We start from the raw sequence: 12822 nt of genomic DNA, 5'->3' as shown, positions 1-12822 counted from the left end.
ATTAGTTTATAATTTAAAGTTATTTATCAATAATTTTAATTCTTGGGAGATTTTCTCCAGTGCATTGGCGTTTTCCAAAATCATTTCCGAAGTTGCTGTTAGTTCTTGCGTTGCAGCAGTAGTGGTACGGGATGTTTCAACTTGGCTGCTAAAATGATTGTTGATTTCATAAATAAAAGCAGAAATCTTTTGAACACCATCTGCTTGTGTTCCATTTGTATCAGAAATTTGTGAAATCAATCTGGCTACGCTTTCAGATTGAACTACAATTTGCTGCAGTAAATCGTTTGCAGATTCAGAAGCATCAATGGTCTTTTTTACTGCAGGATCAATGGACTTTTGAGTTTCTACAATCTGATTGATGCGGCTGATAACCGCGTTTACCAGATTTCTTATTTCCTCTACAGAGTTTTGTGTATTGGCGGATAAGACTCTGATGTTTTCAGCTACTACTGCAAACCCTCTGCCGGCGTCCCCTGCCCTTTGTGCTTCTATCATAGCATTAAGTGCCAATAGATTGGTATTTTTCGCGATACCGTTGATAGTATTTATAATGCTTCCGATAGATTTTGTATACTCATCCAGCTCTGAAATCGCGCTGTTAGCATTATTGGTAAGCACAGCAAGCTCGGAAATAGATGCGACAGAACCCTTAAGGACAGTAGATACGGTCTCGGCAGAAGTTCTCATGTTTTGAGCCGCCTGGTCCACTTCTTCACTGCTTGCGGCTACTTCCTGTGATGAAGCCGATAGACTATCTATTTCCTCTTTTGCTTTTTCAAATAATCCCCCCACATCGTGGATCCCAGATGCGAGGGTGACGGATTGAGACGCAATTTGATTAATTTCATGGGTGCCTTGCTCCATAGCGGCAGAAAGCTCAGCGGAGGAATTGGAAATATTTATAGTAGTATCTTTAACTTTTTTCATCATAGCATGAATAGTTTCAAACAACTGGTTGAATGCTGAAGACAATTGCCCTATTTCATCCGTTGATGTAATTTTTATTCTTTGCGTCAGGTCACCACCCATCTTTGCAGTTTCCATCATTCTATTGGTTACAATATTTAATGGTCTCGTTATATTTTTAGCGAGAATGAAAGATACAATTACTACAATGATAATAAATAATGCAATTAAGAGGATCAAAGTCCATTTCACGCTGTTTTCCATGGATACTACTTTTGTAGCATCTATATCTGCACCCACAACGGCAACAATTTCACCCTTTGAATTTATTAAAGGTGCATACCCGGAGAGGAATGTGCCGGATTCATCGGTAGAAAATTCATTATCGGCAGCGGCAGTACCTCTAAAAGTTTGCTGTAGCGCGGGAAAGTCAGAAAGGGGATTTTCATACACTTCACCAATATATGAGCCATCATCCCCTTCGCCGGTATCCAGTATGAATTTCAATTCATCATTACTGGCGCGGAATGTGTAAATAAAGGCTAGTCCGGTTTCGTGCTGAAATTGTTGAAGTTTGGTTTTTTGTTCTTTATATGTATCTGTGTCCATATCCTCGGCAGTCTGAAGAGATTCATGTTTATCCACATTAATGAGCAGGGCGGCAGCTTTAGCTGCTGTGATTAATTGATTTTCAAGTCCGTGTCTTAGAGACTCCTGAATTTGTGCGTAGAGGACAAAGCCCAGTAGGGATGACATGATGATTACAATTAGAGAGAATGCGGTTACTAGTTTGACTGTTAAATGCGAAAAAAGCTTTTTCATTTGTATCCTCCTCATTTTCACTTTAAAAGGTGCTTCACAGCAATATATGAAAAATTATACCATGAAAATGCAGGAAATGACAATTGTTTTAGTATTATTGCATAAACAGGCTCAAATGTTTGCATCTCCAGGCAGATATGATATCCGCCTGAGATATTTTACAGAAATAGATAGGTTAGAATTGAGAGGTATGCAATATATTGTATCAGCAAAATGGATGCATGAAGGCGCTTGATTTTCCATGTTAATATGGATGGTATGACAAGTGTCAGCATAAGCAATAATGAAAAGGGAATATCCAACCGTAGGGTTTGTATAGGGATATCAATAGGGGTGAATAATGAAGATACGCCTAAAACCATACTGATATTCAGGATATTTGCACCTATAATATTTCCAACCGATAAATTTCTATGGCCTTTAATCAGAGCAGTAACAGAGGTAACCAGTTCCGGCAGAGAAGTACCTAAAGCGATGGCTGTCAAGCTTATGAACATGTCAGGTACTTTCAGCAGAGCGGCGATAATAACTCCGTATTTCACTACAAGCTGAGCTCCGAAAAATACTAAGCCGCTTCCCAAAAAAAACTGAAGCATATTTATTGAAAGCTCTTTTACGGTAATAGAGACAATATTACTTTTATTAGTACGTCTGTGGGATTTTTTAGATAATAATGTATCCAAATTATATACTTCTAAATAATTTAATATGATATAAAAAAGCAGGCATGTCAAGAGGATAGAGGAGTCTATTCCACTTATTTTACCATCAAGAGATATAATAAGAAAGATAATACAATATAAAACCATTAATACTGCCTTAATATTATAGGTTCTGGAGCTAATCCTTGAAGGTGATATCAAATTGCTCAATCCAAGAATGAGGCCGATATTACAGATGGTTGAACCGATCGCGTTACCGATGGCCATCTCGCCGTGGCCTTGTATTGCAGAGGTAGAAGAGACCATCAATTCAGGCAAGGTAGTTCCCAGACTGACGATTGTCGCTCCAATGAGTACTTCCGGAATACCGGTAATTTTTGCAATCCATGAAGCGGACTCAATAAACCAATCTCCTCCTTTGACAATAAAAATGAGGCCGATAGCAAAAAGGATATATGGTAGTGTGTTCATTGTGTATCATTCCTTTTTATTAAAATTGCAAATACTATATTATCCTATGTGCAAATTTTCATAATTAGAAGATAATTATAATACTTTATAACGGATATACTATACATTATTGTCGCAATAATTGTTGTAGAACAGTAAGTATTGGTTTCTATAAAATACAGGCTCCGGGTTTAAGGTCTGGGTAAAATTTTTAAAGCAGAGCCGTTAAGCAGGTGATAATGATGAGTGTGATAGAAAAAACCTATGGGAATCTATTTAGATTTACCCTTATGCTTATTAATCCGTTTAAGAAAGCAATCATTAAAACGCAGTGTAAAGTACACATGTTTATTAATTTTCAAGCGCTTGAAATCATAAAAAATGATGGATATGAGGATGCATACCATTTTTTCTCGGATTATATATATGATTTAAATAAAGGAGCAGTATGGGCTGATCAGGATTTTAAAAGTATCGGACATTTTTTTAGCCCGTTAAAGGAACGTGGTTTGTATGGACATCGGAATGCCCTATCTCTTGCACAAAAGTATTATCAGAAGTCAAAAGACTATTGGGATGAGGGAGATAATGCAAAGGCAATGTTTTATTTGGGCGCAGCAGCACATCTTATTCAGGATATGACCATACCCCAGCACGCGAATATCCGGCTGATGGATAATCATCATCAATATGAAGTCTTTGTGCAGAAAACGTATAATGAGATAGAATTATTTAAAGCAACCGAGGGAGTCATAAACCTTGATAGCATAGAGGAATTTATCAGGTACAATGGGAAAATTGCTATAAAGGTTTATAAAAAGTTTCACTGTGTGCCGGAAGATACCGAGAGATATTTTCGTATTACCAAATATGCGCTTCCGCTTGCAGAGAAAACAACTGCGGGGTGTTTTCTAATGTTTTACCGTGACGCAGGCAGAAGAAATGTTTAGGAGATCAAGCACTCGACGGATAAAATATATTAAAAAATTACAATAAACCGGAAGGATTATTTTGTTTTTTGTAGAATATAATTATATAATAGTGCTAATTTTCATTGCTGCCTGTCCGTCCGCTCTGAGACTTTCCAATTATATATTCTGCCGCACAATGCAACCACTGTAGTTCAAATGCCGTATTTATCTTAATTTTTATATACTTACACAAATTTCAAATCAAAAATAGAAAAGGGGGGAAAATAATGTTAGATGAAATTGAAAAATATAAAAGGGCTTGGGAAAGATATGTTCGAGGTGATTCAATTAGTGAAGAGTTAAAACCTGGAATAGTAAAATCATGGGAAAGGTGTAAAAGATTAAATGTTAATCCTTATGGCGGAGCCGGCAATGTCATTTCCCAACAAGAACTTGATATACGTTTAAGAGAAAAAAGAGAACTGCTGGCAGTCGCAAAACCGGTTATGGATAATATATATGAAATAATTAAAGATACGAGTTATAGTGTTGTGTTGACGGATCAGGACAGTATTTTACTGGATATCATTGAGAATGAAGGACTAAAGGCCAAGCATAGACGCTTGAATTTTGTCACAGGAACAAGATGGGACGAAAAAAACGTAGGAAATAATGCCATAGGTACCTGCCTGGCCATTGACCAACCGGTGCAGGTTATAGGGGCAGAACATTATTGTATCGAACACCATGGATGGACTTGTTCTGCAGCCCCGATACATGACAGCAATGGAAAAATCATAGGTTGCCTGGATCTATCCGGTAACGTGGAAGATGTGCATACGCATACGTTCGGAATTGTAGTAGCATCGGTAAAAAACATCGAGAAACAGTTATCGATTATAGAATCTCATAAATTGATGAATACGGCATTTGATTCTATATTGGATGGACTCATTGTAATTGGAAACGATTACAAAATTAAAAGAATCAATAACAAGATTCCGGAGATCTTCAAAATGGATGTAGAGGACATATATAAGTTAGATATTAGAGAGATGTTAAAGGACACGGATATAGAAGATGCTATCTTTAAACAAAGAAAGCAGATAAGATATACCGATTATAGCTTATGCATTCCTAATAACCGCGTGGATTGTTTGTTGAATATATCTCCAATCGAATTTAATGAGGGTGTAATGGGTGCAGTCCTAGTCATCAGAGAGGCCATGCAGGTTAGAAAAGAAGTAAACAAGATTGTTGGATTTAAAGCCAATTATTCATTTGAAAATATTGTAACAAAAGATTTTAAAATGCTTTCTATCATATCTTCGGCAAAAAAAATCGCAAAAACCAATTGTGCCGTATTGATTGAGGGTGAAAGCGGAACGGGGAAAGAGCTTTTTGCACAATCTATTCATAATGCGAGTCCACGGGCAAAAGGACCCTTTATTGCAATCAATTGTGCGACCTTACCCAAAGAGCTGGTAGAAAGTGAACTCTTCGGTTATGAGAAGGGCGCATTTACGGGAGCGCTAAAAGAAGGGAAGCCGGGGAAATTTGAGCTTGCCAATGGAGGAACCATATTCCTGGATGAAATAGGTGAAATTCCTTTGGAGATACAGGCGAAACTTCTAAGAGTGTTGGATAACCATAAGGTCCGCAGAATCGGGGGGACATATGAAAGAGAACTGGATGTTCGGGTAATTGCGGCTACAAATAGAGACCTTTATGAAGAAGTAATGGAAAAAACGTTCCGCAGGGATTTATACTATCGGTTAAATGTAATAGATTTTAAATTGATGCCGTTAAGAGAACGTGCAGGAGATATTATTGAATTGGCGAAATTTTTTCTAAAGGGTCTAAATGAAGAGAATCCATATGAGTCAAAATATTTTGATGATTCATTTTTGGAAAAAATCTGTACGTTCGAATGGAAAGGAAATATAAGAGAGCTCCAAAATATTATCCAGAGAGCATATTATCTATGTGAGGATAACTGTATAGATGATACGCTTCTTCCTCAGATATACACAAGCAGTGCTCAAGAACGTGGAGTGTCATATCAAAATAAGACATTTCAGCAGATTGAGAAGGAGAGTATTATAAATGCGCTGATTTCTTCCGATGGGAATGTACTTGCGGCAGCAGATATTTTGAATATTAGTAAGTCTACAATCTATCGAAAGATTAAGGAGTATGAAATCAATACGCAAGCCAATATTTTAAGAGTACTTTAATTAACCCATATTAAAAAAGATTCCCAAAATAAAACGATGTCGTTTTATTTTGGGAATCTTTTTTTGGTATCAGTAGAATTGAAGTTTTAAAATACGGTATATTCGCCTGTATGCATGAATTTATAAGAAAAATTTTTTGGCATAAATATTGCTTGATTATATCAATAGCGGAATAAGCAGCTTATATTAAGGTATAAAAAATGGAGGGGTAAAGTGAAAATTTTAGTGATTAACTGTGGAAGTTCTTCCGTTAAGTATCAATTGCTTGATATGGACGAAGAAAAAGTATTGGCAAAAGGCCTCTGTGAAAGAATCGGAACAAAGGGAGGGAGATTTAAATACACGCCGTATCATCAGGGGGCTGTTGTTTGGGAAAAATTTATACCTGACCATAAATCCGCGGTAGAAATGGTATTGAGGGCACTTAGTCATGAAAAATACGGCGTTGTAAACAGTATTGATGCCATTAAAGGTATTGGGCACAGAATTGTACATGGCGGAGAGTATATCAGTCAATCGGTAATCATTGACGGAAAAGTAAAAGAAGTTATTAATATTTGCACAGAGTTGGCACCACTGCATAATCCGGCAAATTTGATGGGAATAAAAGCTTGTGAGGAACTAATGCCGGATATTCCTATGGTAGGTGTATTTGATACGGCTTTTCACCAAACCATACCGGCATATGCCTACTTGTATGGAATTCCTTATAAACTATATGAAAAATATAAAATCAGGAAATATGGATTTCATGGGATTTCACATAAATATGTTGCGGCTAGGGCAGCAGAAATACTGGGGAGACCCTTGGATAACCTCAAAACCGTTTCTTGTCATTTGGGGAATGGTGCAAGCGTCTGTGCAATCAAAAATGGGCAATCAGTGGATACAAGCATGGGATTTACGCCCTTAGCCGGGTTGGTCATGGGAACAAGGTGTGGAGATATTGATCCCGCCATAGCAGCATATTTGATGAAGAAAGAAAACTTGACTGTTGAAGAATTAGAAGATGTTTTAAATAAACAGTCGGGGGTTTTTGGACTATCAGGCATTTCAAATGATTTTAGAGATATTGAGAACGCACAAATTAAGAATGACCCGCAAGCGAATCTGACCATGGAGGTATTTAGCTATTCTGTTTCGAAGTATATTGCTCAATATGCAATGGCGATGGATGGAATGGATGCATTGATCTTCACTGCCGGATTAGGACAAAACTCATACATCGTCAGACAAGATATTTGTACTAACCTAAAATCATTGGGGGTGGAGATAGACAAAGAAAAAAATCGATATTGTACTGATGCACAGATTATTTCTAGACAAGAATCACAGGTATGTACAATGATGATTCCAACAGATGAAGAATTGGCAATTGCCAGGGAGACAAAAGCATTGCTTTTAAATCAAAAGCATTGTGCAGGCTTAGCAGCAGTATAAGGATTCTTATATATACTAAAGTGTACCAAACTTGCTATCTCTCAAGTAGGAAGCACTGTTTCTGCCCTATGTTATTAACAGGTTTTAAGCTTTTTACAGTATCCATTCCTAACAGAGAAATATAGATAACGTGATTTAGTAATAAAAAAGTATAGTTTATAGGAGGAAAAAATATGAAATTATTAACGGCGTTGGGAATAAGCGTAGGGATATTAGCTGGATTGTGGACAACTGCAAGTATATCCTATGGCTTGGTTGCTTGGATTGGGTTTTTATCTTGGGCTACTTTTTATGCGGTTGGCGGAAAGATGGCAGGAGTAAAATATACGCTGGTCACAAACATTACCGGAGTATTATGGGGGTATGCGATCTTACAAATCGGTAATCTTGTATCCGCTTCGTTAGGGCAAGCAGTAGGACTAGGGGTGGCTGTAGCTGTTATAGTCTTTATAATGGTTTTACTGGGAAACTTCTCTTTATATCAATTCATTCCCGGACAATTTATAGGATGTGCAAGCTATTTCGGCAGCAATTTTGATTTGAAAGCTACGCTAATTGCATTAGTATGCGGAGCCATATTGGGATATATCTCCGAAAAAATCGGAATATTAATGGCCAAGCAAGAACCGGTGCAGGAAAGTACCGAAAGTGCACTATAAAATAAGAGATATTTGGTCTTGTAACAAAATAATTTAATGGGATGGGTATTATAGAAAAAGCTTAAAATTTATCTGTAAAGTTAGGAGAGAAGTATATTTCTTTTTTGAGGGATAGCAAGTATACAAGCAATAAATATAAAGATTACAATATATCAATTATACAGGGGGATTATTGATGAACTATTATTATGTTACTGCTCCGATGCTGGGGATTACAGCACTGTTGTTTGCTTATTTCCTTTCGATAACCATTAATAAGCTGGATATCGGTACAGAAAGAATGAAAGAAATATCCATGTATATTCAACAAGGAGCCATGGCCTTTTTATCGAGGCAGTATAAAGCACTGATGATTTTTACCGGTATTTTATATGTTATTTTAGGTTTGGGAATAGGTTGGACTACTGCGCACTGTTTCTTGTTGGGAGCTTTTTTCTCTGCGCTGGCAGGTTTCTTTGGTATGAAAGTAGCCACCAAAGCCAATGTCAGAACAGCAAACGCGGCCCGGCAGGGAGGGATGAATAAGGCCCTCGGAGTTGCTTTTAAAGGCGGAGCGGTCATGGGAATGTCGGTAGCGGGATTAGGCGTATTAGGCATAGGCATTCTTTATATCTTTCTTGGGCAAGAACAGATTCAGATGATTACGGGATTTGGATTGGGTGCATCGTCCATTGCGCTTTTCGGGCGTGTCGGCGGCGGTATTTATACCAAAGCGGCGGATGTAGGCGCCGATCTGGTAGGGAAAATAGAAGCTAATATTCCTGAAGATGATCCGAGAAACCCGGCTGTCATCGCCGATAATGTAGGGGATAACGTAGGGGATGTAGCAGGGATGGGAGCGGATTTATTCGAATCTTATGTAGGTTCCATTATATCCGCCATGACGCTGGCCGTAGCCATTCCCCAAATCGATCCTGTAAATGGGGTGATATTTCCCCTTCTCATGGCTTCGGGAGGAGTTGCAGCTTCCATCATCGGAATATTGTTGGTTCAGGGAAGCAAAAGTGCTAATCCGGCAAAAGCGTTAGAAAGAGGGACATATATAAGCGGGGCTGTATTGATTGTGATTGCTTTTTTATTAAGCAGGCATATATTTGGTGACTTAAATGCGTTTTGGGCAATCGCCTCGGGATTGGTGACAGGAATAGGGATCGGAAAGGTTACTGAGATATATACCTCGGGAGACTACAAGCATGTCATAAAGATCGCAAAACAATCGGATACCGGAGCCGCTACCACCATTATCAGCGGACTGGCAGTAGGTATGTATTCGACAATGTGGCCGTTATTATTAATCTCGGCAGGGATTCTGGTCGCATTTAAATTTATGGGGTTATACGGCATCGCCCTGGCAGCGGTAGGCATGCTTTCCACGGCAGGGATTACGGTGGCGGTGGACGCATACGGACCTATTGCCGATAATGCCGGCGGTATAGCCGAAATGTCGGAGCTGCCAAAAGAGGTACGTAAGATTACCGACAAACTGGATTCGGTAGGGAATACCACAGCCGCCATAGGAAAAGGATTTGCCATCGGTTCTGCGGCATTAACGGCATTGGCTTTATTTGCTTCTTATTCCCAAGCTGTGGGTTTACAGAAAATTGACATCATGAATCCGCTGGTAGTCATCGGATTGCTGTTGGGCGGAATGCTGCCGTTTCTATTTTCCGCAATGACCATGGAGTCTGTCGGAAAAGCGGCATTTCAGATGTGTGAAGAAGTAAGAAGGCAGTTTAGAGAGATTGACGGAATATTGGAAGGAAAAGCAAAACCCGAGTACACCAAATGCGTAGACATCAGTACCAAAGCTGCATTAAAAGAAATGCTGCTGCCGGGACTGTTAGCCGTAGCGGCACCGTTAGCCGCAGGCTTCATACTGGGAGCGGAAGCATTAGGCGGACTGTTGGCCGGAGCCCTTGTGACCGGAGTACTGCTGGCCATTATGATGGCAAACGCAGGGGGTGCCTGGGATAATGCTAAAAAATATATTGAAGAAGGGAAACACAGCCATAAAGGCAGTGATGCCCATAAGGCGGCTGTAGTAGGCGATACGGTAGGAGATCCTTTTAAAGATACCGCAGGCCCGTCCATCAACATATTGATTAAGCTTATGACCATTGTGTCCCTTGTTTTCGGGCCGTTGATCCTGAAATTCGGAGGATTGTTTTAACGCTGATGCTTTGAGAGGGGTAGTACAATGCGTTAATTTATGGAAGGATGATGAAAGTGAAATGTCAATTAGTAAAAATAAATGCATTAGTAGACTACAAAGAAGGACTGGAACTACAAGAAAAAGCATTTCAACTGGTTCATCAGGAGCAAACACAAGGAATCATACTGCTGCTGCAGCATAAGCATGTATTTACGGTTGGTACCCAAGGGGGACAGGATAATCTGTTGATGTCCAAACAACAGCTGGAGCGGCTTGGCATAACAGTATTTGAAACAAGAAGAGGGGGGAATATTACCTACCACGGGCCGGGGCAGCTGGTTGCGTATCCTATTCTCAATTTGAATTACTTAAAGAAAGACACGCGATGGTACATAAACCAGTTAGAAGAGGTAATTATTCAGACCCTTAAAGCATACGGGATTACAGCGGGAAGGAAGCCGAAATATGTTGGAGTATGGATAGGAGATAAAAAGATAGCGGCTATTGGTGTAGGAATGAAGAAGTGGATTACAATGCATGGCTTTGCATTTAATATACAAGTGCAAAAGAAGTATTTTACAATGATTAATCCCTGCGGTATTACAGAATTCGGAATCGCTTCTTTGGATGATTATATTGCAGAAGTAAATGATGATGACGTTATACGGCATGTACAAGAAAGATTCAGTTCGGTGCTGGACATAGAGTTGAACGAAGTTACACTAGATCATTTTAAGGGGAGAAGTAATGTTGAATACATCAAAAGTTAGAAAGAGGGTATCGGACTGGCGAAGTATCACTGAAATGGATGCACTTCTTAGAAGTATGTCTTTACATACCGTATGTGAAGGGGCGCAATGTCCTAATGTAGCCGAGTGTTTTTCCAACAAAACCGCTACCTTTATGATCCTTGGAGAAATATGTACAAGAGGATGTACATTTTGTGCTGTTAAGAAAGGAAGCCCAACGATGGTAGATGAGGAAGAACCGCTGAATGTGGCGAAAGCAAGCCAAAATCTCGGGTTAAAGCATATTGTTGTCACATCAGTTACCAGAGATGATTTGGAAGATGGTGGGGCCTCTTGTTTTGCTGAAACCATTTGCCGCATAAGAGAATTAAACCCCCATGCTACAGTTGAAGTACTTATTCCGGACTTGCAGGGCAATTGGAAGGCATTGGAGACTATTGCACGTGCCCGTCCGGAAATCATAAACCATAATGTTGAAACAGTCCCGTCGCTTTATAGCAAAGTACGTCCTCAAGCAGATTACCAAAGATCGCTGGAACTATTTAAGCAAGTAAAGCAGATGGATGACAAAATATTTCTGAAGTCGGGCATTATGGTGGGATTGGGAGAAAAAAGAGAAGAGGTCTTAACAGTCATGGATGATTTGCTTAATGTTTGTTGTGATATCCTAACTGTCGGCCAATATCTTCAACCATCTTCCCGGCACGTTGCGCTGTATGAATATGTTACCGACAGTGTATTTGATGAACTGAGGAATGCTGCTTTACAGAAAGGATTCAAGTATGTAGCGGCGGGTCCCTTTGTCCGAAGCTCATATAATGCAGCCATCGGCATGGAGAAGCTGACAATCGGATGAATGAGGTTGTAGTGGATGATAGAATTTAAAATTTGCAAATATCTAGTGTCAAAATGAGACTGTCTTGAGACTACTTTGTCAAAATGAAACTATCCGATAGGAAAAAAGCTGCAAAATATATGATTCAAAAAATAATTTAGTCTTCATGTATTTACCGTAGTTGCTTTTTTATTCGGCTATTTGCATGCAAGGCATATGATAAAAAGACTTAGTCTCCGATTTTGGCATAATATTTGCTTAATATATAAATGTAAGGCATGCCAATAAATTAAAAGGAGGGGTTCTTATAGCTTTGAAGGCGGCATTTATATTTCTTGCACCAAATGCGCAGCCGGAACTGCACCAAGCGGTAGTGGAAACAGAAGCGGTACACTTAATCACCGTAGGCGTGGATTCATACCGGTCTGCAGCAGAACAAGCAAAAAAACTGGTTGAGGGAGGGGTTACGGCCATAGAGCTGTGTGGCGGTTTCGGACACAAGGGAGTTGCAAAAGTATGCGAGGCTGTGGAAGGCAAAGCAAAGGTTGGAGTTGTGCGGTTTGATAGCCATCCGGGATTAGATCACAAAAGTGGAGATGATTTGTTTTAGGGGGCGATTTTATTAAGCGCTATGTGATTGAAATAGGTGTTGGGGCGGACTTCCATGGACAGGATGTCAACAAGGCAGCGGAAAAGGCTGTGAAAGATGCTATATCAAAGAGCTGTCTTATCGGACTGAACGAGGTAGTAAATCTTCAGGAAGACAGCATTGATGAAAATGTCATTGTGAATGTCACGGTTGCCGTTTCAAGACCTGAGGAAATCGATGAACAGAGAATAAAAGAATGTTTGCCGGTAGGCCAAAAAAGTATTAAAGCTGTAGACGGGGGACTGAAAGTTCCCGGACTTTACTTTCCGCGGTTCGGGGACAAGGATAATAGTATTGAAATAGCGGTGGCATGTATAGAAGTATGTGTGAAGTGAAAAAAGTGAGGA

General features: G+C 39.4%; 11 protein-coding genes. 9 read left to right on the top strand and 2 right to left on the bottom strand.

Features of this window, described 5'->3' with window-relative positions; genetic code table 11:
• Positions 1–6 precede the first annotated feature (6 nt).
• Both QKW49_RS14490 and QKW49_RS14485 read right to left on the bottom strand, forming a co-directional pair.
• Entirely contained in the window at positions 7–1731 is a 1725-nt protein-coding gene (locus QKW49_RS14490) for a methyl-accepting chemotaxis protein (RefSeq protein ID WP_282863372.1), read from the bottom strand.
• Positions 1732–1889: 158 nt separating this feature from the next.
• Positions 1890–2864 (bottom strand): calcium/sodium antiporter, encoded by a 975-nt coding sequence (locus QKW49_RS14485; protein ID WP_282863370.1) that lies wholly within the window; start codon positions 2862–2864, stop codon positions 1890–1892.
• 218 nt (positions 2865–3082) lie between these two features.
• Here QKW49_RS14485 and QKW49_RS14480 point away from each other — a divergent pair, with 218 nt between their 5' ends.
• From QKW49_RS14480 to QKW49_RS14440, 9 genes are all read left to right on the top strand, one after another.
• On the top strand, positions 3083–3793 hold the full coding sequence (locus tag QKW49_RS14480) for a zinc dependent phospholipase C family protein (protein WP_282863369.1): 711 nt from the start codon (positions 3083–3085) through the stop codon (positions 3791–3793).
• Positions 3794–4041: 248 nt separating this feature from the next.
• On the top strand, positions 4042–5991 hold the full coding sequence (locus QKW49_RS14475; protein WP_282863367.1) for a sigma-54-dependent Fis family transcriptional regulator: 1950 nt from the start codon (positions 4042–4044) through the stop codon (positions 5989–5991).
• 213 nt (positions 5992–6204) lie between these two features.
• Complete coding sequence (locus tag QKW49_RS14470; protein ID WP_282863365.1) at positions 6205–7431, top strand: acetate kinase; 1227 nt, start codon at positions 6205–6207, stop codon at positions 7429–7431.
• A 173-nt stretch (positions 7432–7604) separates the two neighbouring features.
• Entirely contained in the window at positions 7605–8090 is a 486-nt protein-coding gene (locus QKW49_RS14465) for a DUF1097 domain-containing protein (protein ID WP_282863364.1), read from the top strand.
• A 175-nt stretch (positions 8091–8265) separates the two neighbouring features.
• Positions 8266–10260, top strand: coding sequence for a sodium-translocating pyrophosphatase (locus tag QKW49_RS14460; RefSeq protein WP_282863363.1), 1995 nt, complete (start codon positions 8266–8268; stop codon positions 10258–10260).
• Positions 10261–10310: 50 nt separating this feature from the next.
• The gene (gene lipB, locus QKW49_RS14455; RefSeq protein WP_282868154.1) at positions 10311–11012 is read left to right on the top strand and encodes a lipoyl(octanoyl) transferase LipB; all 702 of its coding nucleotides are present in this window, start codon (positions 10311–10313) and stop codon (positions 11010–11012) included.
• Positions 10990–11847 carry a lipoyl synthase gene (lipA, locus tag QKW49_RS14450; protein ID WP_282863361.1) on the top strand — a complete coding sequence of 286 codons (858 nt, stop codon included), beginning with the start codon at positions 10990–10992 and terminating at the stop codon, positions 11845–11847. The genes lipB and lipA overlap by 23 nt, the downstream gene beginning before the upstream one ends.
• A 286-nt stretch (positions 11848–12133) precedes the next feature.
• A complete protein-coding gene (locus QKW49_RS14445; RefSeq protein WP_282868153.1) occupies positions 12134–12436 on the top strand; it encodes a DUF6506 family protein in 303 nt (100 codons plus the stop codon).
• A gap of 23 nt (positions 12437–12459) precedes the next feature.
• Entirely contained in the window at positions 12460–12810 is a 351-nt protein-coding gene (locus tag QKW49_RS14440; RefSeq protein ID WP_282863360.1) for a Lin0512 family protein, read from the top strand.
• Positions 12811–12822 lie beyond the last annotated feature (12 nt).

Source organism: Petroclostridium sp. X23, assembly GCF_030013905.1.
Classification (GTDB): Bacteria; Bacillota; Clostridia; order SK-Y3; family SK-Y3; genus X23.
The sequence above is the reverse complement of the archived record's forward strand: the minus strand, read 5'-3'. Positions and strand labels throughout refer to the sequence as shown.

Coding starts and splice junctions, on each gene's coding strand:
- lipA (WP_282863361.1), top strand. CDS start 10,990: ATGTTGAATACATCAAAAGTTAGAAAGAGGGTATCGGACTGGCGAAGT.
- QKW49_RS14465 (WP_282863364.1), top strand. CDS start 7,605: ATGAAATTATTAACGGCGTTGGGAATAAGCGTAGGGATATTAGCTGGA.
- QKW49_RS14460 (WP_282863363.1), top strand. CDS start 8,266: ATGAACTATTATTATGTTACTGCTCCGATGCTGGGGATTACAGCACTG.
- QKW49_RS14485 (WP_282863370.1), bottom strand. CDS start 2,864: ATGAACACACTACCATATATCCTTTTTGCTATCGGCCTCATTTTTATT.
- lipB (WP_282868154.1), top strand. CDS start 10,311: ATGAAAGTGAAATGTCAATTAGTAAAAATAAATGCATTAGTAGACTAC.
- QKW49_RS14490 (WP_282863372.1), bottom strand. CDS start 1,731: ATGAAAAAGCTTTTTTCGCATTTAACAGTCAAACTAGTAACCGCATTC.
- QKW49_RS14475 (WP_282863367.1), top strand. CDS start 4,042: ATGTTAGATGAAATTGAAAAATATAAAAGGGCTTGGGAAAGATATGTT.
- QKW49_RS14480 (WP_282863369.1), top strand. CDS start 3,083: ATGATGAGTGTGATAGAAAAAACCTATGGGAATCTATTTAGATTTACC.